We start from the raw sequence: 20087 nt of genomic DNA on the forward strand, positions 1-20087 counted from the left end.
CGCAGTGCCGCGAGGAGCCTTACCCCTTCCATGGAACACGACCGCGCCCCGAAAGCCAAGGCCGCCGATACCCTCGATCCCCCCCAACCTCCGTCTTCGCGCGCCGTCCCGGGAAATGGGGGCGGCGTATGCTGACCCTCATTGTCGCCGTCGCGGCGGCGGTCCTCATCTCGGCCTTTTGCTCCATGAGCGAGGCCGCGCTCTATTCCGTGCCCTGGAGTTGGATCGAGCGGTTGCGCAAGGACGGCCGGCCGGCCGGAGAACTGCTTTTCACCCTGCGCTCCAATGTGGAAAAGCCCATCACGGCCATCCTGACGCTCAACACCATTGCCAACACGGCCGGAGCGGCCGTTGCCGGCGCGGCGGCGGCGACGGTCTTCGGCCCGGATGAGTTGTGGCTTTTCACCGCCGTTTTCACCGTGGTCATCCTCACCCTCGGCGAGATCCTGCCCAAGACCGTGGGCGTGGCCTACAGCCGTTCGGTTGCGACGGGCATTGCCGCGCCGCTCAAATACATGATCCTCGGTTTGCTCCCCATCATCTGGGCCGGGGGGCTGCTCGCCGGGCTGGTCGCGAACCGGCGCAAGGACCCCATGTCCTCGGAAGAGGACCTGCGGGCCGTGGTCAGCCTGACCCGCCGGGAAGGCATCATCAAGCCCCTTGAGGAACTCTCCATCAAAAACATCCTGTCCCTCGACCGGAAAACCGCCAGCGACATCATGACCCCGCGTACGGTGGTGTTTTCCCTGTCGGCCCAGATGACCGTGGCCGAGGCCCGGGGCGACCGCCGGGCGGTGTGGCCCCACAGCCGCATTCCGGTTTTCGACGCCGACGACCCGGAAAACATCGTGGGCATCGTCTACCGCCGGGAGGTCCTCGAGGCCCTGGCCAACGACCAGGACGACGTGCGGCTGTCCGACCTCATGAAGCCGGTGCGATTTGTCCTGGATTCCATGCCCCTTGATCGGGTGCTGGTAAAATTTCTGGAATCGCGTATGCATCTCTTCGTGGTTCTAGACGAATACGGTGGGGTATCCGGGGTGGTCACCCTGGAGGATGTGCTGGAGGAAATCCTCGGCAAGGAAATCGTTGACGAAACCGATCAGGTGGCGGACATGCGGGAGCTGGCCCGCACGAGGCGTGAGGAGCTCCTGCGCACCATGCGCGACCCCAAGGACACGCCCGCCGCATAACGCACGCAGCCAAACGCGGAATTTGCCATGGCGAAAAAAAACAACGCCCCCGTCTACCTTGTGGCCCTGGTCCTTTTTCTGGGCGGCCTCGGCTATCTGCTGTACTCGGGCCTGGGAGAAAATACGTCCTATTTTCTCAACGTCTCCGAGGCGCTGGCCATGAAACCGACCGACCTGACCAAGGCCAGGCTTTTCGGCACCGTGGCCGCAAGCGACATAAAAAGGCCCCAGGACGCCATGGGCGTGACCTTCACGCTGGTGGACAAGGATCAGGCCGCCAAGACCATCCGGGTGGATTTCAAAGGGGCCGTGCCCGACACGTTCAAGCCCGGCGCGGAAGTCATTGTGGAGGGCGGGGTCAACCCGGCCTCGGGCGATTTCGCCGCCAACACGCTGATGACCAAGTGCCCGTCGAAGTACCAGAAGGAAAATCGCGGCTGACAGGCGGCGGCCCATCGGCCTGTCATTTTGCGGCGGCATGGCAATGGTCGCCCCGGGGGCTGGATGTGCTCCGGTGGCGGCGTTTTTGTTCCTACGTAAGGAGTCTTGATGCACGCTACAGGGTATTTTGCGTTGCTCGTGGCCATGCTGCTGTGCCTGGCCGCGGCGGCGACGGCGATTTTCGGGCTTTGGCGGCGCGACTATTGCCGTCTTGCGCTGCTTGAACGGGCCCATCTGGTCGTTTTCGTCGCCACGCTGCTTGCTTCGGCCATTTTGACCATCGCCTTGTGGCGGCGCGATTTTTCCTTTGTCTACGTGGCAGAATACACCGACACCCTGTTGCCGCTTTTTTACGCCATCACGGCTTTTTGGGCCGGGCAGGCCGGCTCCATGCTTTTCTGGATGCTGGTGCTGGCCGTTTTCGGGGCGGGATTCGCCCTGGCTCCGTCCTACAAAAAGCTTTCCCCGGCCACCAAGTACGCCTACTGGATGTTTTTTTTCGCCATCGAGGCCTTTTTCCTGCTGCTTTTGACCGGCCCGAGCAATCCGTTTCTCGAAGCCGTGCCGCCGCCGGCCCAGGGCAGGGGGCTTAATCCGCTGTTGCAAAATCCGGGCATGATCTTCCACCCGCCGCTGCTTTTCCTCGGCTATGCCGGCTTTGCCGTGCCGGCCTGCCTGGGGCTGGCCGCCTGGCTGGTGGGGGAGACGCGCTCCTTTGTCGCGACCGCCCGCAACACCGCCATCCTGTCCTGGCTCTTTCTCACCGCCGGCATCGTCCTTGGCGGCTGGTGGTCCTACATGGAGCTCGGCTGGGGCGGCTACTGGGCCTGGGACCCGGTGGAAAACGCCTCGCTGATCCCGTGGCTGGTCGGCACCGCCTTTCTCCACACCGCCATTGTCGAACGCCGCACCAAGGCGCTTGCCAAGACCAACGTGGCCCTGGCCGTGGTCACCTTCATATCCTGCATCCTCGGCACCTACCTTGTGCGCAGCGGCGTGGTGGATTCGCTCCACGCCTTTGGCGAAGGGGGGGTAGGGGACCCGATCCTGCTTTTTATGATCTTTGCCCTGGTGCTTCTGGCCTCGGTGCTGGTCGCCGGCGCGCCCTATTTCGCCGGCCGGGGCAAGCAACTTGCCGGGCTGCTGAGCGTCCCGGGGTTCCTCGTGGTCCTGGCCTGGCTTATGCTCGCGCTTTCCGCCGTGGTCTTTCTCGGCACCATGTGGCCGGTTATAAGCAAGCTGTGGAGCGCCAACCCGGTCGGCCTCGATGCGGGCTTTTACAATCGCGTGTGCCTGCCCCTTTTCGCCATGGCCACCTTTCTGGTGGCTCTCTGTCCGCTTCTTTCCTGGACCGAGGGGGTGCGCGACAAGCTGGGGCTGGCCATCGTTGCCGGCGGCTTCGTCGGCGGCGGGGCCGTGCTTTATGCCTCGGGCGTGCATCTGCCCCTGGCCCTTTTCGGCGGCGCCTGCGCCATAGCCGCCATGGTTTGCGTGGCCTACGTCTTTCTCCGCCAGCATCACGCCAGAAGCCGGTCCGGCGCGCTCGGGGCCTACTGCGTCCATCTGGGGCTGGCCCTGCTCACCCTGGGCGTGGCCTTTTCCGGGCCCTACCAGATCAGCCGCGAGGTTGTGCTGACGCCCGGACGCGCCATGCAGATTGGCGGCTTTACCATGACCTACACCGATCTGGAACGGGAGACCAACCCGGCCATGAGCATCGCCCGGGCCGTCATCGACGTGACCAAAAACGGCAGGACGGTGGGACGGCTCACGCCGGAGCGGCGCATCTACAAGGGCTTCGAGCAGCCCTTTGCCGAGGTGTCCACGATCCCCTCCCTGGGGGACGAGCTCTACGCCACGCTTTTATCCGCCACCGACAAGAAGGCCGCCAGCATCAAGATCAGCGTCAATCCGCTGGTCAACTGGGTCTGGATCGGCGGCGCACTCATGAGCCTGGCGCCTTTTTTGAGCCTGCGTCGGCCCAAGGAGACAGCAGGGGAGCGGAGCTAAGGCCATGGCCGCGCCGTTGGTGCGTCTGCGCCGGGTGAGCCGCTTTTTCGGCGAACGGCCGGTGCTGAGGGCCATCGACCTGGATATCGCGCCAAGCGGCGTCACGCTCCTTGTGGGGCCGAACGGCGCGGGGAAATCCACACTCCTTCGCATCGTGGCCGGACTCATGCCGCCAAGCGAGGGCGAGGCGCTTTCCGATCTGGCCCCCGGCGAGATCGGTTACGTCGGCCACAAGACCCTCGGTTACCCCAACCTTACCGCCCGGGCCAACCTGGCCTTCTGGCAGTCGCTTTCCGGGCGTCCCCGGGACCCGGCCGCCGTGGACGCCGCCCTTGCGCGGGTGGGGCTTTCCCGGTTCGCCGACGAGGAAGCCGGTGTTTTTTCACGCGGCATGTCCCAGCGCCTGAGCCTCGCCCGGGTGTTTCTCACGAGTCCCCGTCTGCTCCTTCTCGACGAGCCGGCCTCGGGCCTCGATCCGTCCTCGGCGGCCATGCTGCACGGGGCCATCCGCGAGTCCGCCGCCGCCGGCGCGGCCGTGGTCTGGGTCAGCCATTTCGTGGCCGCCGACCTGCCGGCAAGCGACCGGGTCGTGTGTCTGCGCAAAAAACGCATCGCCTACGACGGCCCGGCCGAGGGATTCGATCCGGCCGAGCTGGCCCGGGAGGCGGTATGCTGAAGGCCGCCGTCGCTATCGCCAAAAAGGACCTGTCCCTGTCGCTTTCCGGAGCCCAGGGGCTGGTGCAGACCGTGCTTTTGGGCCTGCTCCTCATTTTCATCATGAGCCTGTCGCGCGAGCCGGGCGAGATGTCGCCGCCTCTGGCCGCCGCCGCCGTCTTCTGGCTGGCCACGGCCTTCGGCCAGGTGCTGGTCTTCAATTTTCTCTACGGCCTGGAAGAGGCCGAGGGCGCGCGACTGGGCCTGCTTCTGGCTCCGTGCCCGGTCCAGGCCGTGTGGCTCGGCAAGGCGGTTGCCGGCTGGGTGTTGCTTTTTTGCTGTCAGATGGTATTCGCCCCCGCAGCGGTGGCCTTCCTGGGTCAGCATGTGGTCGGGTCGCTTTTGACCGGACTTGTCGTGGTGGCTGCCGTGGACTGGGGACTCTGTGCCCTGGGGTCGCTTCTTGGCGCGCTTGCCGTCGGCCGCTCGGCCCGGGAATCACTGCTGACGGTGATTTTGTTTCCGTTGCTGGTGCCCGTGCTTTTGGCCGGCATCCGCCTGCTCGAAACCGTGATATCCGGCCGGGGCTTCGAGGCGGTTTCCGCCTGGGCCGGGACTGTCGGCGCGTTTGACGCTGTTTTTACCGCCGCCGCCCTGGTCCTTTTCCCGTTTTTGTACACCGGCGAGGAATAACCTGCCCATGATTCGTATCTGCGCCCTTGTCGCTGCCGTCCTGTCCATCCCGGCCCAGTACGCCATCTGGTATTACGCCCCGGTGGAGCGGACCATGGGGGTGGTACAGAAGATTTTCTACACCCACCTGCCCATGGCCTGGTGGTCGTTTGTCAGCTTTTTCGTGGTGTTCGTGGCCTCCATCCTCTATTTGGCCAAACGCCGGCCCGCCTATGCCCGCCTTGCCGGCGCGGCCTGCGAGATGGGCGTCCTTTTTTCCGGCCTGGCCCTGGCCACGGGCATGTGCTGGGCCCGGCCCATCTGGAACGTCTGGTGGACCTGGGACCCGCGGCTGACCACCACGCTCGTCATGTGGTTCGTCTACGCCGCCTACCTGCTGCTTCGCGCCTCGGACATCGGCGGCGGCCGCCGGGACGCGGTCCTGGCCGTGCTCGGCATTGTGGCTTTCCTCGACGTGCCGCTCGTGTTCATTTCGGCCCGCTACTGGCGCAGCATCCATCCGGCCGTCTTCGGCCCGCAGGGCGGCGGCCTGGAGCCGGAAATGTGGCTGGCCATGGTGGCCAACCTCGTGACCATGGGCTTTTTGTGGCTGGCCCTGCTTCTGGCCCGGACCAGGCAACTGGCTTCCGGCGCGGCCATAAGCGCCCTGGTGCGCCACGGAGCGATAAGGAACTGATATGGGAAAGGAAGTCTATCTCTTCGCGGCCAACATCATCGTCTGGGTCGGCATCGGCTGCTACGTGGCCTTTTTGGCCGGCACCCAGAAGCGGTTGGAACGCCGTCTCAAACGTCTGGAGGTCTTAGGTGACGACGACTGATCGGCCCGGCGGGCCCAACGCCTCGGGCCGCATGGTCCTGGCCTTCCTGGGCTTCGCCCTGGCCATTATCTTCGTGGGTTCGTTTATCTACCGCATGCAGCGTCCGAGCCTGGAAGTGCGCCAACAGCCGAAAAGCGGCATGGGCGAGGCCATGGGCCAGGCTATGAACGGTCCCATGAAGGAAATCATGGCGCTGATGCAAAAGCTCAAGGAAAATCCCGATGACCCCGAGCTGCAACTGACCATGGCCGAGCGTTTCATGGCCATGGGCGCCTTCGACCGGGCCAAGACCTTTCTGGACAAGGTGGCCAAGGTCCGCCCCGACGACCCCGAAGCCCAAAACGCCATGGGCGTGGTCTTGTATAATCTCAAGGACATCGACGGCGCCAAAGTGGCCTTCGAGGGCGTCTTGGCCAAGCATCCAAAAGACTTCCGGGCCCTTTTCAACCTGGGCCTGCTGTATAAGTACGCCCTCAAGGAGCCCGACAAGGCGGCCGAGGCCTTCAAGACCGTTCTCGCCGCTCCGGACGTCGATCCGGGCACCCGGGCCACGGCCCAGCGCGAACTGGAGAGCAAGGTTTCGCAGTAAGAAGAGGCGGGCGCCTCCCGGCGAATGTCCCCCCGGCCGGCCCGCGTCCGCATGTTTCCGGATGGCGCACACGTTGCGGCCCCGGAGCCGTTGCGCACAGCGACGCATTGCATTTTATGACGATTTGGTGAATGTTGCTGGATGCCGCATAAGAACCGGAAGGCCCCGTAGCCCGTCCTTGCACGGGCGCAAAGGGTTTTGGCTGGACGTCAACCGCAACCGGAGGGAGCAGCAATGTTTGGCAGGAATGTAAAACGTATGGCGGTATTCATGGCCGCCCTGGGCCTGGGCTTGGCCCTGGGCGTTTCGGCGGGCAGCGCCCAGGCCGCCGACAACACCATCAAGATCGCCGTGCCTTCGCCCTATACCGGCAGCGCCGCCGGATTTGGCGAAAATGTCAAGGCCGGCGTGGCCATGAAGATCGACGAAGTCAACGCCGCCGGCGGGGTGAACGGCAAGAAGATCGAGGCCGTCTACCTTGACGAGCAGTGCGAGCCCCGCGAGGCAGCCACGGTTTCCTCCTCCATCGTCAACGACCCCGAGATCGTCGGCATCGTCGGCCACCTGTGCTCCTCGGCCCACCTGGCCGCCCTGCCCACCTACGTGCGCGAGGGCATCGCCGCCATCTCCCCCACGGCCACCAATATTTCCATCAGCGACAAGAACAAGGACGAGCAGGGCAAGGTCTGGTCGTTCCGCAACGTGTACCGCGACGACTTTCAGGGCAAGTTCCTGGCCGATTACATCGACAAGGTCATGGGGTTCAAAAAGGTTGCCGTCTTCTACGAAAACAACGACTATGGCATCGGCCTGAAGGACGCCTTCGTCAAAGAGGCCAAGAAGCTCGGCCTGAATGTGGTCGGCGACGAAGCCTACAAAAAAGGCGACCAGGATTTCACCCCGCAGTTGACCAAGCTCAAGGGCGGCGCGCCCCAGGCCATGTTCATCGCCGGCTACTATCCCGAAGGCGCGCTCATTGCCGACCAGGCCAAGAAGATCGGGCTTAACGTGCCCAAGTTCGGGGCCGACGGTTTCGACAACGCCGACTACATCAAGCTTGGCGGCGCGGCGGCCGACGACACCTACCTGACCGCTCCCTTCCTGGCCGACACCGCCGGCCCGGACGCCAAGAAGTTCATCAAGGACTTCAAGGCCAGGTACAAGCGCGAAGTTGACTGGATGAGCGCCAACGCCTATGACGCGGCAGGTATGATGGTCCAGGCCATTGCCAAGGTCGGTCCCGACCGGGCCAAGATCCGCGCCTATCTGGCCGGCATGAATACCCCGGAAAAGGGCTATCAGGGCGTCACCGGCGTCAACTACTTCGACGCCAATGGCGACTGCCAGAAACCCGCCTTCGTCAAGATGGTCAAGGGCGGCAAGTTCGTTCCCGCCCCCAAGCAGATGAACTAGGCTGGGCAACGAGACTGATTACGGATCACGGACAGGCTGGATATCATCCAGCCTGTTCGCGTTAAAGCCCGTCCCACATAACCTCAAGCGTTTCGGAGCGGACGTTGTTTGAACAGCAGCTCGTCAACGGGTTCACCCTGGGCCTCATCTACGCCTTGATCGCCGTGGGCTACACCATGGTCTACGGCGTCATCGAGCTGATCAATTTCGCCCACGGCGAAATCTACATGCTCGGGGCGTTTCTGACTTTGTCGTTTCTTTCCACGGGCATGCCGCTCGCCCTGGCCGTGGTCCTGGCCATGCTGGCCGTGGCCGCCATCGGCGTCCTGCTCGATGTGGTCGCCTACAGGCCGCTGCGCGAGGCCCCTCGCCTGGCGGCGCTCATTACCGCCATCGGTATGTCCATCTTCCTGCAAAACCTGGCCATGATCATCTGGGGCAGCCGGCCGCTGCCGTTTCCCCGGCAGGCGTTGCCGGCCTTTTTCAATGAGCCGGCGTTCACGTTTTCCGACGTGACCATTTCCTGGATGCAGGTCATCATCTACGTCGTGGCCCTGCTGCTCATGGTCGCGCTCAACCTCATCATCACCAAGACCCGTATCGGCACGGCCATGCGGGCCCTGGCCCAGAACCGCACCGCCGCGGCGCTCATGGGAATCAACGTCAACAGGGTCATTTCGTTCACCTTTGCCATCGGTTCGGGCATGGGCGCGGTGGCCGGCGTCATGGTGTCCATGTATTACAACACCATGTATCCGACCATGGGCTACCTGGCCGGCGTCAAGGCCTTCGCGGCGGCGGTGCTCGGCGGCATCGGCTCGGTGCCCGGGGCCATGCTCGGCGGGGTGGTGCTCGGCATCGCCGAGACCCTCGGCGCGGGCTACATTTCCTCTCCCTACCGCGACGGCGTGGCCTACGCGGTCATGATCCTGGTCATCATCTTCCGGCCGTCGGGATTTCTCGGCCGGTCCATGGTGGAAAAGGCTTAACCCGGCCGGCCGGGACGCCGGCCGACCCGAACCGACCGGAATATTCCCATGCGTGGTGCCTTAAACACACTCAAATACCTGATCGCGGCGGCGGCCCTGGCCTATCCGCTCATGCCCTTCCGGGACGTGTACGTCCTGCACGTGCTCGTTCTCATCATGGTCTACATGGTCCTGGCCATGGGGCTCAACATCCTGCCCGGCTTCTGCGGCCTGCTCGACCTCGGCTTCGTGGGCTTCTACGGCATCGGGGCCTATACCGCCGGGCTCCTCACCATCCATTACAACATGTCGTTTTGGCTGATCGTGCCCTTGGCGGCGCTAAACGGCGCATTTTTCGGGATCATGCTCGGCGTGCCCACCCTGCGTCTGGTGGGGGATTACTTCGCCATCGTCACCTTCGGGTTTTCCGAGCTGGTGGTCCTTTTTCTCACCAACGAAATCTGGCTGACGCGCGGCCCGCTCGGCGTTCCCGGCATCGCGCCGGTGGACATCAACTTCACCTGGCTGGCCTCGCTTCTCGGCATCGACGGCCGCTGGCGCTACGCCTTTAGGGGCGAGGTGCCGTACTACTATCTCGGCATCCTCATGGTGCTTTTCGTCTACATCCTCATGCGCCGGCTGGAGGACTCGCGCCTGGGACGGGCCTGGCTGGCCATCCGCGAGGATTCCATGGCCGCCGCCTCCTGCGGCGTGAACCTGCTCGTCTACAAGGTCATCGCCTTTGCCGTCTCGGCCGGCATCGGGGCCATGGCCGGCTCGTTTTTCGCCCGTTGGACGCTTTTCATCTCACCGGACATGTTCAAGTTCTGGGAGTCTTTTCTGGTCCTGTGCATGGTGGTCCTCGGCGGGCTTGGCAACATCAACGGCGCGCTGGTGGGTGCGGTCATCCTCATCGCCCTGGGCGAAGTGCTGCGTGTCGCGCTGCCGAGGCTCGGTCTTCCGGCCGAGACCCGGTTTCTGGCCTATGGCCTCATCATGGTGCTGATCATGCGGTACCGCCCGGGCGGGATTTTCACCCAGGTGGCCGCGTCGACCATGCAAAGCAGGCTGATCAAGGAATTGCGGGCAAAGCTTGCCGCGCGGCGGACGGCGTAATATGGATGCGATCTTGAAAGTGGACGGCGTAAGCAAGCGCTTTGGCGGGCTCATGGCCCTCTCCGACGTTTCCTTTTCCGTGGAGCGGGGGGCTATCCTGGGGCTGATTGGCCCGAACGGCGCGGGCAAAACCACCATGTTCAACTGCGTGGCCGGCATCTACAAGCCGACCGAAGGCCGGATCCTTTTTGGCGCAACGGGCGCCGAACGCGACGTGGCCGGCAGCAAGCCCGAGCGCATGACCGCCCTTGGCGTGGCCCGGACGTTTCAGAACATCCGGCTTTTTTCTTCGCTGACCGTGCTCGACAACGCGCGCATCGGCCGGCACTGCCGCACCTCGGCGAATTTTTTCGGCGCGGTCCTGCGCACGAAGTCCCAGCGGGCCGAGGAACGTGGCATCGTCGATGCCGCCATGGAATGCCTGGATTTCGTCGGCCTTGGAGAGCAGGCCCTGACCCCGGCCGAAAACCTCTCCTACGGCGACCAGCGCCGCCTGGAGATCGCCCGGGCCCTGGCCACCGGCCCGAGGCTTCTGCTGCTCGACGAGCCGGCCGCCGGCATGAACCCCAAGGAAACCGATTCCCTGGTCGACCTCATCCACGCCATTCTGGCCCGCGATATCACGGTCATTCTCATCGAGCACGACATGAAGCTCGTCATGCGCATCTGCAAGCACCTCGTGGTCCTTGACCACGGCGTCAAAATCGCCGACGGCTCCCCCCAGGAGGTCCGGTCCAACCCGGACGTCATCGAGGCCTATCTCGGCAAGGGGGCGGTCCATGCTTGAGATTGCGGACATCCACACCTTCTACGGCAACATCCAGGCGCTGCGCGGAGTGTCGCTTCGCATCGAGGCCGGGGAGATCGTCACGCTGATCGGCGCCAACGGCGCGGGCAAGACCACGACGCTTATGAGCATCTCCGGCGTCACGCCGCCAAGGCGCGGCAAAGTGACCTTTCTCGGCCAGGAGACCACGCGCCTTACCACCGAGCGCATCGTGTCCCTCGGCATCACCCAGGTGCCCGAGGGGCGCATGATCTTCCCCCGGCTCACGGTCAAGGAGAACCTGCTCATGGGCGGGTATCTGCGCCGGGACAAGGCCGGGCTCAAGGCCGACGAGGAAAAGGTCTACGACCTCTTTCCGGTGCTCAAGGAACGGCGCCCCCAGATGGGCGGCACGCTTTCCGGCGGCGAACAGCAGATGCTGGCCATTGGCCGGGCGCTTCTGGCCCGGCCCAAGCTGCTGCTGCTCGACGAGCCCTCCCTTGGGCTCGCGCCGCTGGTGGTTGAAAATATTTTCGAGATTATCCAGCAGATAAATAGGGATGGCGTCACGGTCCTGCTTGTGGAACAAAACGCCCAGATGGCCTTGCAGATCGCCCACCGGGGCTACGTCCTCGAAACCGGGCGTCTGACCTTGGAGGGCCAGGCCCGGGATCTGTTAAACGATCCCAAGGTGCGCTCGGCCTATCTCGGTCTGGACTAGACGCGCCCCGACAACCAGGAGAATTCCCCTATGGAAAAGATCATCGAGACCGGGCTCACGTTCGACGACGTGCTTTTATTGCCGAGCTATTCCGAAGTCCTGCCGGACGAGGCCGACGTCTCGTCGTGGCTGACGCCCGAAATCAGGCTCAACATCCCCCTTGTCAGCGCCGCCATGGACACCGTCACCGAATCGCGCATGGCCATCTCCCTGGCCCGCAGCGGCGGGGTGGGGGTGGTGCACAAGAACATGACCATTGCCGAGCAACGGCTCGAGGTGGAGAAGGTCAAGAAATCCGAATCCGGCATGATCATCTCCCCCATCACCGTGCCGCCCGACATGACCGTGGAGCAGGCGCTGGTGGTCATGAGCGAGTACAGCATTTCCGGCCTGCCCGTGGTCGACGGCGACATGCTGGTCGGCATCGTCACCAACCGCGACGTGCGCTTCGTCAAGGACTCCGTGACCAAGGTCGGCGACGTGATGACCAAGGAGAACCTCAAGACCGTGCCCGTGGGCACCACCCTCGAGGAAGCCAAGGCCCACCTGCACGCCAACCGCATCGAGAAGCTGCTGGTTGTCGACGAAAACAACAAACTGCGTGGGCTTATTACCATCAAGGACATCGAGAAGATCCGCAAATACCCCAATTCCTGCAAGGACGAGCACGGCCGCCTGCGCGTGGGAGCGGCCATCGGCGTCGGGTCCGACCGCGACGAGCGGGCCGACTCCCTGCTGACGGCCGGGGCCGACTTCCTGGTCCTCGATTCCGCCCACGGCCATTCCAAGAACATCCTCGAGGCTGTCCGCGCCATCAAAAGCAACCACCCGGGCTGCCAGCTCATCGCCGGCAACGTCGGCACCTACGAAGGGGCCAAGGCGCTGATCGCGGCCGGGGCCGACGCGGTCAAAGTCGGCATCGGGCCGGGTTCGATCTGCACCACCCGGGTTGTCGCGGGCGTGGGCGTACCCCAGGTCACGGCCATCATGGAGGCCTCCCGGGCCTGCCGCGAGGCCGGCAAGCGGCTGGTGGCCGACGGCGGCGTCAAGTTTTCCGGCGACATCGTCAAGGCCCTGGCTGCCGGCGGCGACACGGTCATGATGGGCGGGCTTTTCGCCGGCACCGAGGAGAGCCCGGGCGAAACCGTGCTCTACCAGGGCCGCACCTACAAAATCTATCGCGGCATGGGCTCCATCGACGCCATGCGCGAGGGCAGTTCGGACCGCTACTTCCAGGAGAAGTCCAAAAAGCTCGTGCCCGAGGGCATCGTCGGCCGGGTGCCGTTCAAGGGCCCGGTCACCGAAAGCCTCTACCAGCTCGTCGGCGGCCTGCGCTCCGGCATGGGCTACTGCGGCTGCGCCACTGTCGAGGATTTGCAGCAGAAGGCGCAATTCGTGCGCATTTCGCCGGCGGGCCTGCGCGAAAGCCATGTCCACGACGTCATCATCACCAAGGAAGCCCCCAACTATCGCGTGGAGACCTACTAAATGGCAGCTCCCGATAAAGTCGTCATCCTGGACTTCGGGTCCCAGTACACCCAGCTGATCGCCCGTCGCGTGCGCGAGGCCGGCGTGTATTCGGAAATTCATCCCTGCACCGTAACCGCCAAGGACGTCGCGGCCATGGCCCCGTCGGCCCTTATCCTGTCCGGCGGCCCGTCGAGCGTCACCGACGCCGACGCCCCGCCGTTCGATCCGGCCGTCTTTGACTTGAACCTGCCGACGCTTTGCATCTGCTACGGCATGCAGCTTCTGGCCCATAGCCAGCCGGGCGGGGCGGTGGCCGCCTCCACCGACCGCGAATACGGCCGGGCCGAGCTTTCCGTCCTGGCCGACGTGCCGCTTTTCGCCGGACTCGACGCCAAAGCCGGCCACACGGTCTGGATGTCCCATGGCGACAAGGTGATCGCGCCGCCGGACGGCTTTGTCGTGGCCGGGCGCACCAAAAACGTGGATATCGCCGCTTTGGCCAACGTTAAACGGCGCATGTACGCCTTGCAGTTCCACCCCGAGGTGGCCCACACCGACGACGGCGAACGCATCCTGCACAACTTCCTTTTCAGCATTGCCGGGCTGACCCCGGGCTGGACCATGGCGTCCTTCGTGGAAACGGAGATGGCGGCGCTCAAAAAGCAGGTCGGCGACGACGAGGTCGTCTGCGCCCTGTCCGGCGGCGTGGACTCCACCGTGGTCGCGGTCATGCTGCACAAGGCCATCGGCAAAAAGCTCCATTGCATCTTTGTGGACAATGGACTTTTGCGCCTGGGCGAGGGCGAGGAGGTGGCCGCCTACCTGCGTGAGCACTTCGACCTCAACCTGTATTACGTCAAGGCCGCCAAGCTCTTTCTCGATCGGCTGGCCGGCGTGACCGACCCCGAAAAAAAACGCAAGATCATCGGCACGACCTTCATCGAGGTGTTCGAGGCCGAGGCGGCCAAGCTCCCCAAGGTCAAGTATCTGGCCCAGGGGACGCTTTATCCTGACGTCATCGAGTCCGTGTCCTTCCGGGGGCCCTCGGCGGTCATCAAAAGCCACCACAACGTGGGGGGACTGCCCGAGCACATGAAGCTCACGCTGATCGAGCCCTTGCGCGAGCTTTTCAAGGACGAGGTGCGCAAGGTGGCAGCGGAGCTTGGTCTGCCCGACTTCATCATCTGGCGCCATCCCTTCCCCGGACCGGGGCTCGCCATCCGCATCATCGGCGAGGTGACCGAGGAACGGCTTGAGATTTTGCGCCGAACGGATAAGATCGTCCAAAGCGAACTGGCCGCCTCGGGCTGGTACCGCAAGGTCTGGCAGGGGTTCGCCGTTTTGCTGCCGCTCAAAACCGTCGGGGTCATGGGCGATGGGCGCACCTATGAAAACGTGGCCGCCATCCGGGTCGTGGACAGTCTCGACGCCATGACGGCGGACTGGTCCCGGCTGCCCTCGGAGCTCTTGGCCTCCATGTCCAACCGGATCATCAACGAGGTCAAGGGTGTCAATCGCGTGGTCTTCGACGTGTCGTCCAAGCCGCCAAGCACCATCGAATGGGAATAACCGTCGAGACCTGCAATCCCGTCGGCCCGGGCCGGCGAAAAGAGTGACTTTATGTTCGGCATCGGTTCCACGGAGCTTGTGGTCATCCTGATCGTGGCCCTTATTGTCATCGGTCCTTCCAAGCTGCCCGACCTCATGCGCACGCTCGGCAAGGGCATGGCCGAATTCCGGCGTATGAGCAACGACGTCAAATCCACCTTCGAGGCCGAAGTGGATCGGGCCGAGCGTGAAAAGCGCCAGAGCGAGGCCCAGAAGGAACTGTATCCGGAAAAGCCGGCCGAAGATGCGGCCGAGGCGGCCGCCGCCGCGAACGCCACGCCGGTCGACGCCGAAGCCAAACCGGCCCAGGCCGCGACGAAACAGGCCGAGGCCCAGGCCCCGGGAAAGGAGGCTCCGACCGCCTAGGCGGTCGGGGAACGCCATGGGGGAACGTTTCGGCGAATTTGTCCGGGAGACCGGCGAAACCAAGGTTTCCGTCCGCATCGACCTCGATGGGACGGGGACGGCCTCGGTCGATACCGGGGTCGGGTTCGCCGACCACATGTTGTCGCTTTTGAGTTTCTGGGGTCGCTTCGACCTCATGGTTTCCTGCCGGGGCGATCTGGAGGTGGATGCCCACCATTCCCTGGAGGACGTGGCCATTTGCCTGGGCGAGGCCATGCGCCTGGCCCTTGGCGACCGGGTCGGCATCGCCCGGGTGGGCGTGGCCAAGGTGCCCATGGACGAGGCGCTTTGCGAAGTGGTGGTCGACCTGTCCGGCCGGCCTTATCTCGTTTACCGGGGGGGCGACGCGTTGCCGCCGGTGATCGCGGGCGAGGAACGGGATCTGTGGCGGGAATTTTTCAAATCCCTGGCCTTTACGATTCGCGCCAACCTGCATATCCATTACGAATACGGACAAAACGGCCATCATCTGGTGGAGGCGGCCTTCAAGGCGTTGGGACTGGCCCTGCGCCGGGCGACGACCGCCGATGGAACCAGGGTGCCGAGCACCAAGGGGAGCCTGGACTGATGCGAAATAAATCGTTGGCCTATCTCGTTGTCGTGTTTGCGGCCGTGTTCTCCCTGTCGGCAGGATGCGTGCGTCGCACCGCGCCGATGGCCAAGGCCCCGACCCCTGGCGACGCCGCCACTTCGGCCGTGGCTTTTCTGAACAAGACCTTTGTCGTTGCCCCGTTTGTCATCCCGGCCACCGACGCCGATCTGCCCACGGGCTATTTGCCGTCCATGCGGTCCGTGCCCGAGGCTGTCCCGGTCCAGCTCGACGCCGCCCTGGACAATGACCTGGCCGGCTCGAGCCAGCATTTCGTTCCGTCCAAGATGGCCTACACCTGCGCCCGTTCCGCGCAGCGCGGCAACGAGACCGGCCGGCTGGCCACCATGCGTTACTGGCAGAACATCGGCAAATGCGCCGGCGCGGACTTCGTGCTCGTGCCCCTGGTCATCGACTGGAACGCGCGTGAGGGTTCCGAGATCGGCGCCACCAAGCCCGCCAGCGTGAACCTGAGCCTGACCCTCGTCAACGTGCGCACCGGCGGCATCGTCAAAACCTTCCATTTCAACGAAACCCAGCAGACGCTGGCCTCCAACATCCTGGAAGCCAAAAAGTTCGTGTCCCGAAACGGCCGCTGGCTCTCGGCCATGGAGCTGGCCCAGGAAGGGCTCAAGCAGGGGATCAAGGAGCTTGGCCTGTGATCCTGTTCCCGGCCGTCGATATCAAGGACGGCCAGTGCGTGCGCCTCAAGCAGGGCCTGGCCGACGAAGTGACCGTGTTTTCTCCCGATCCCGAGGCTATGGCCCGGCATTGGGAGGGACTCGGGGCGCTGTGGCTGCATTTGATCGACCTGGATGGGGCCTTTAGCGGCAAGCCGCGCAATTTCGAGTTGATTTCCCGCATCTGCTCCGGGCTTTCCATCCCGGTCCAGCTCGGGGGCGGCATCCGCGACGCCCAGGTCGCCGCCGCCTATCTGGACGCCGGCGTGCGGCGGCTTATCATCGGCACCCTGGCCCTGGCCGAGCCCGACGCCTTCGCCGCCATCTGCGCCGCCCATCCGGGCCGCGTCGGCGTGTCCCTCGACGCCGTGAACGGCCGGCTCAAGGTCAAGGGCTGGGTCGAGGACGCGGGACTTACCGTCGAGGAGGTCGTGCCGCGTCTGGCCGCGCAGGGTGCGGCTTTTGTCGTCTACACCGACATCAGCCGCGACGGCATGCAGACCGGCGTCAACCTGGAGGCGCTTGAGCGCCTGCTCGACCTCACCGATCTGCCCGTGCTCGTGGCTGGCGGCGTGGCCACCCTGGGCGATGTCAAAATGCTTTTCCCGTATTCCAAAAAAGGGCTTCAAGGCGTGATCACCGGCCGGGCCATCTATACCGGAACCCTGGATTTCGGGGAGGCCATGGCCTACATCGCCGACCAGTCCGAGGAGGTCGCATGAAAACCGTGGAAGTCGGCGGCATGCACTGTCCGAAGTGTGTCGCGTCCGTGACCAAGACCCTGTCCGAACTGCCGGGCCTGTCCAACGTGTCGGTCGATCTGGAAAAGGGCCAGGCCACCTTTGACGGCGAGGCCTCCGACGCCGCCATCAAGGACGCTATCGACAAGATCGGCTTCGTTCCCGGCGCAATCAAGTAGCGTGCCGCGAACATCGTTTGCAATAACCGGCTGTCGCGGCTTGTGCGGCGGCCGGTTTACATTTTCGTTGGTCGTTTTGCCGTCGCCGCGGGGCGATCGGGCGGTACGGCGCGGGGCGTGGCCGCTTCTCGCGTCGGTCTGTGCCCTGGCGTTGTTGCTGCTTGTGCCCCGGCTGGGCGCGGCCCGGGATGTCGTGTCCGTGGCCCGGGTCTTCGACGGAGACACGGTGCGGCTGACCGACGGCCGCAGGGTGCGCCTGGCCGGCATCGACGCCCCGGAGACCGCCCATGGCGAGGCCCCGGCCCAGTATTACGCCGCCGCGTCCCGGCGGGAGCTCGCCAGCCTGACCCGGGGCGTCGCCTTGCGCTTCGAGCCGGTTGGACGGGGTAGGGACCGTTTTGGCCGGGCTCTCGGCGAGCTGGTTCTGCCGGACGGCGCGTCCGTAGCCGAGCGGATGCTTGCGGCGGGGGCGGCCTTTTTCTTCTGGTATCCGGATTTGCCCGATTCGTTGGTGCATCGCCTCCTGGCGGCCCAACGGCGGGCCATGGAGCAGGGCAGGGGCTTTTGGCCGCGCATCCTGCGCCTGCCGTCGCCTGCGGGCGGGTATGCGGGCAATGCCGCCTCGCACCGGTTTCATGCCCCTGGCTGTCCCGACGCCGGGCGCATCAGCCGCCGCAACCGGGTGGCCCTGGCCGATGCCCGGCAGGCCTTTGGTCTGGGATTTTCTCCGGCCCGGGAATGTACCCCCTGGCCGACGGCCGGGACCGGCCGGAAGAGCTCATGGACGGATAAACCTTGACGCGGCGGCATTTTTAGACCATCCATTTTTCCGCGACAGCCCTTGCCCGATGCCGCGCCGGACGCGGATGTCCGCACTTGCGCGCACGATTCGGGCCAATAACCTATCTGGAGGCAGCATGCTTTTTCCGAGCTTGGCGCATGCCATGGGCGCCGCCCCCGCCGGCGGCGGCGAGGGGGGGGCCAATCCCATCACCGCATTTTTGCCGCTGATCATTATGTTTGCCATCTTCTATTTTCTGCTGATCCGTCCGCAGCAGAAAAAGGCCAAGCAGCACCGCGCCTACCTCGCCAATCTCGGCCGTGGGGATTATATCCTGACCGGCGGTGGCATCTACGGCCGCATCATGGAAGTCCACGGCGACAAGCTGACCGTGGAGATCGCCAAGGATCTCACCATCGAGATCAACCGCAGCTTTGTCTCCGGTCCCGGCGAGCCCCAGGCCGCTCCCACCAAGGCCGAAGCGAAGGGCAAGGCCAAGGAATAGCGTTTTTGACGGCGCCGGGTGCTTTTTCTTCCCGGCGCGCACGGCGAAGGGCTGCTGGCCGGCAACCCTTCGCCTTGAGTGTTTCCCCGAAGCGTAAGCCTCCCAAGGAGAGCCTCGCCCATGTCTGGAAATATGCGTTGGCGGCTGGCCGTCATCAGTCTTGTGGCCTTTTTGGGCCTGATTTACATGCTGCCGTCCATCGGCACGGTCAAACAGTCTTTCCTTGGCAAGTTTTTGCCTGATGACGTGATAAACCTCGGCCTCGACCTCAAGGGCGGCATCCATCTCACCCTTGGCGTGGACGTGGACAAGGCCCTGACCAACTCCCTGGTCCAAATGGGCCGGGACGTGCGCGACCAGGCCAAGGACGACGGCATCGCCGTGCTGCGCCCCCAGACCACGGCCGACGGGAAACGCCTCCAGCTCGTCCTGGCTTCGGGCGACAAGCGGCAGGCCTTTGACGAGATGCTTGCCAACCATTTCAACGTGCTGGTCGTCGACAACGTGGAAAGCGGCCCGGACGGCAAGTTTACCTACAAGCTGTCCTTCACCCCGCGCTACGCGTCCGAGCTGACCCGCATGACCGTTGATCAGGCCGTCAAGACCATCCGCAACCGCATCGACGAATTCGGCGTGTCCGAGCCCGACATCCGCAAACAGTCGGACAACCGCATCCAGATCCAGCTGCCGGGCCTGCACGATCCCGAGCGGGCCATCAAGCTCATCGGCAAGACCGCGCACCTGGAATTCAAGGTCGTGGACGACAACGCGGACCTGGACAAGGCCCAGAAGGGCATCCTGCCTCCGGGCGAGGAGCTTTCCGTTCTGCGCCACCGCAACCCCGACGGCTCCTATCTCGAGCGCCCCATTGCCCTGCGTTCCGATGCGGTCATGACCGGCGAGCATATTTCCGACGCCCGGGCCAATTTCGACAGCAACAACCAGGCCTACGTCGCCTTGTCGTTTACTCCGGGGGGGGCGCGCCAGTTCGAGCGCGTCACCGGCGAGAACGTTAAAAAACGCCTGGCCATCGTCCTTGACGGCAAGGTCTATTCCGCGCCGACCATCCAGGAGAAAATCAGCGGCGGCCGGGCCAGCATCACCGGCCACTTCAGCACCGAGGAAGCCCGCGACCTGGCCATCGTGCTGCGCGCCGGCGCGTTGCCCGCCCCGGTCAGCATCCTGGAACAGCGCAGCGTCGGCCCCTCCTTGGGGCAGGAATCCATCGAGCAGGGCATCTATTCGGCCCTGATCGGCGGCGTCATCGTCGTCGGCTTCATGGTCCTCTACTACGGTCTGGCCGGGTTTGTGGCCGATCTGGCCCTCGTTTTCAACCTCGTGCTCATTTTGGCCGGTCTGGCCGGGTTCGGGGCCACCCTGACCCTGCCTGGTATTGCCGGCATCATCCTGACTATCGGCATGGCCGTTGACGCCAACGTCATCATCTTCGAGCGAATACGCGAGGAACTGCGCCTGGGGCTTTCGGCCCGCAAGGCCGTGGACACCGGCTACGACCGGGCCACACTCACCATCTTCGACGCCAACGTGACCACGATCATCGCGGCCATGGTGCTCTACCAGTTCGGTACCGGTCCCATCCGGGGCTTTGCCGTGACCTTGATCCTGGGGACCGTGGCGTCCATGTTCACCGCGATCTTTTTTACCCGCTATCTGTTTGACCTCTGGCTGTCCCGACGGCCGCCGGAAGCGGGTATCCGCATCTGAGTTTCGGGCCTTTTCCCCGAACC

Annotated in this window: 23 protein-coding genes; all 23 read left to right on the top strand. The window is 64.4% G+C overall.

The window, feature by feature from the left end:
• The first annotated feature begins 128 nt into the window (after positions 1 to 128).
• The 23 genes from ACMZ6R_RS01925 to secD all read left to right on the top strand — a co-directional run bounded on the left by ACMZ6R_RS01925 (position 129) and on the right by secD (position 20064).
• Entirely contained in the window at positions 129 to 1193 is a 1065-nt protein-coding gene (locus ACMZ6R_RS01925) for a hemolysin family protein (RefSeq protein WP_416109081.1), read from the top strand.
• A gap of 27 nt (positions 1194 to 1220) precedes the next feature.
• On the top strand, positions 1221 to 1634 hold the full coding sequence (locus tag ACMZ6R_RS01930; RefSeq protein WP_416109082.1) for a cytochrome c maturation protein CcmE: 414 nt from the start codon (positions 1221 to 1223) through the stop codon (positions 1632 to 1634).
• A gap of 108 nt (positions 1635 to 1742) precedes the next feature.
• A complete protein-coding gene (locus ACMZ6R_RS01935) occupies positions 1743 to 3644 on the top strand; it encodes a heme lyase CcmF/NrfE family subunit (protein WP_416109084.1) in 1902 nt (633 codons plus the stop codon).
• Positions 3645 to 3648: 4 nt separating this feature from the next.
• Positions 3649 to 4320: an ABC transporter ATP-binding protein gene (locus tag ACMZ6R_RS01940; protein WP_416109085.1), complete on the top strand. Its 672-nt coding sequence runs from the start codon at positions 3649 to 3651 to the stop codon at positions 4318 to 4320.
• Positions 4314 to 4991 (top strand): heme exporter protein CcmB, encoded by a 678-nt coding sequence (locus ACMZ6R_RS01945; protein ID WP_416109087.1) that lies wholly within the window; start codon positions 4314 to 4316, stop codon positions 4989 to 4991. The genes ACMZ6R_RS01940 and ACMZ6R_RS01945 overlap by 7 nt, the downstream gene beginning before the upstream one ends.
• 7 nt (positions 4992 to 4998) lie before the next feature.
• The gene (gene ccsA / locus ACMZ6R_RS01950) at positions 4999 to 5667 is read left to right on the top strand and encodes a cytochrome c biogenesis protein CcsA (protein WP_416109088.1); all 669 of its coding nucleotides are present in this window, start codon (positions 4999 to 5001) and stop codon (positions 5665 to 5667) included.
• A gap of 1 nt (position 5668) precedes the next feature.
• Entirely contained in the window at positions 5669 to 5809 is a 141-nt protein-coding gene (locus tag ACMZ6R_RS01955) for a CcmD family protein (protein ID WP_416109089.1), read from the top strand.
• Positions 5796 to 6398, top strand: coding sequence for a tetratricopeptide repeat protein (locus ACMZ6R_RS01960; protein ID WP_416109090.1), 603 nt, complete (start codon positions 5796 to 5798; stop codon positions 6396 to 6398). The genes ACMZ6R_RS01955 and ACMZ6R_RS01960 overlap by 14 nt, the downstream gene beginning before the upstream one ends.
• Before the next feature lie 234 nt (positions 6399 to 6632).
• Positions 6633 to 7811, top strand: coding sequence for an ABC transporter substrate-binding protein (locus ACMZ6R_RS01965; protein WP_416109092.1), 1179 nt, complete (start codon positions 6633 to 6635; stop codon positions 7809 to 7811).
• 104 nt (positions 7812 to 7915) lie between these two features.
• Entirely contained in the window at positions 7916 to 8800 is an 885-nt protein-coding gene (locus tag ACMZ6R_RS01970; protein WP_416109094.1) for a branched-chain amino acid ABC transporter permease, read from the top strand.
• A gap of 48 nt (positions 8801 to 8848) precedes the next feature.
• A complete protein-coding gene (locus tag ACMZ6R_RS01975) occupies positions 8849 to 9895 on the top strand; it encodes a branched-chain amino acid ABC transporter permease (RefSeq protein WP_416109096.1) in 1047 nt (348 codons plus the stop codon).
• A 1-nt stretch (position 9896) separates the two neighbouring features.
• Positions 9897 to 10682 carry an ABC transporter ATP-binding protein gene (locus ACMZ6R_RS01980; RefSeq protein ID WP_416109097.1) on the top strand — a complete coding sequence of 262 codons (786 nt, stop codon included), beginning with the start codon at positions 9897 to 9899 and terminating at the stop codon, positions 10680 to 10682.
• Positions 10675 to 11382, top strand: a complete 708-nt coding sequence (locus tag ACMZ6R_RS01985) for an ABC transporter ATP-binding protein (protein ID WP_416109098.1) — start codon at positions 10675 to 10677, stop codon at positions 11380 to 11382. The genes ACMZ6R_RS01980 and ACMZ6R_RS01985 overlap by 8 nt, the downstream gene beginning before the upstream one ends.
• A 30-nt stretch (positions 11383 to 11412) precedes the next feature.
• Positions 11413 to 12870 (top strand): IMP dehydrogenase, encoded by a 1458-nt coding sequence (gene guaB, locus ACMZ6R_RS01990; RefSeq protein ID WP_416109100.1) that lies wholly within the window; start codon positions 11413 to 11415, stop codon positions 12868 to 12870.
• Positions 12871 to 14421, top strand: coding sequence for a glutamine-hydrolyzing GMP synthase (guaA, locus tag ACMZ6R_RS01995; RefSeq protein WP_416109101.1), 1551 nt, complete (start codon positions 12871 to 12873; stop codon positions 14419 to 14421).
• 51 nt (positions 14422 to 14472) lie between these two features.
• On the top strand, positions 14473 to 14826 hold the full coding sequence (tatB, locus tag ACMZ6R_RS02000; RefSeq protein ID WP_416109102.1) for a Sec-independent protein translocase protein TatB: 354 nt from the start codon (positions 14473 to 14475) through the stop codon (positions 14824 to 14826).
• A 16-nt stretch (positions 14827 to 14842) separates the two neighbouring features.
• Entirely contained in the window at positions 14843 to 15433 is a 591-nt protein-coding gene (gene hisB / locus ACMZ6R_RS02005) for an imidazoleglycerol-phosphate dehydratase HisB (protein WP_416109103.1), read from the top strand.
• Positions 15433 to 16116: a hypothetical protein gene (locus ACMZ6R_RS02010; RefSeq protein WP_416109104.1), complete on the top strand. Its 684-nt coding sequence runs from the start codon at positions 15433 to 15435 to the stop codon at positions 16114 to 16116. Before hisB ends, ACMZ6R_RS02010 begins: the two co-directional genes overlap by 1 nt.
• Positions 16113 to 16856 carry a 1-(5-phosphoribosyl)-5-[(5-phosphoribosylamino)methylideneamino]imidazole-4-carboxamide isomerase gene (hisA, locus tag ACMZ6R_RS02015; protein WP_416109105.1) on the top strand — a complete coding sequence of 248 codons (744 nt, stop codon included), beginning with the start codon at positions 16113 to 16115 and terminating at the stop codon, positions 16854 to 16856. Before ACMZ6R_RS02010 ends, hisA begins: the two co-directional genes overlap by 4 nt.
• Positions 16853 to 17053 carry a heavy-metal-associated domain-containing protein gene (locus tag ACMZ6R_RS02020; RefSeq protein ID WP_416109106.1) on the top strand — a complete coding sequence of 67 codons (201 nt, stop codon included), beginning with the start codon at positions 16853 to 16855 and terminating at the stop codon, positions 17051 to 17053. Before hisA ends, ACMZ6R_RS02020 begins: the two co-directional genes overlap by 4 nt.
• Before the next feature lie 163 nt (positions 17054 to 17216).
• Entirely contained in the window at positions 17217 to 17852 is a 636-nt protein-coding gene (locus ACMZ6R_RS02025; RefSeq protein WP_416109140.1) for a thermonuclease family protein, read from the top strand.
• Positions 17853 to 17970: 118 nt separating this feature from the next.
• Positions 17971 to 18339, top strand: a complete 369-nt coding sequence (yajC, locus tag ACMZ6R_RS02030) for a preprotein translocase subunit YajC (RefSeq protein ID WP_416109107.1) — start codon at positions 17971 to 17973, stop codon at positions 18337 to 18339.
• Between the two features lie 120 nt (positions 18340 to 18459).
• Complete coding sequence (secD, locus tag ACMZ6R_RS02035; RefSeq protein WP_416109108.1) at positions 18460 to 20064, top strand: protein translocase subunit SecD; 1605 nt, start codon at positions 18460 to 18462, stop codon at positions 20062 to 20064.
• Positions 20065 to 20087 lie beyond the last annotated feature (23 nt).

The organism is Solidesulfovibrio sp. C21 (genome assembly GCF_047785625.1).
Lineage (GTDB): Bacteria > Desulfobacterota > Desulfovibrionia > Desulfovibrionales > Desulfovibrionaceae > Solidesulfovibrio.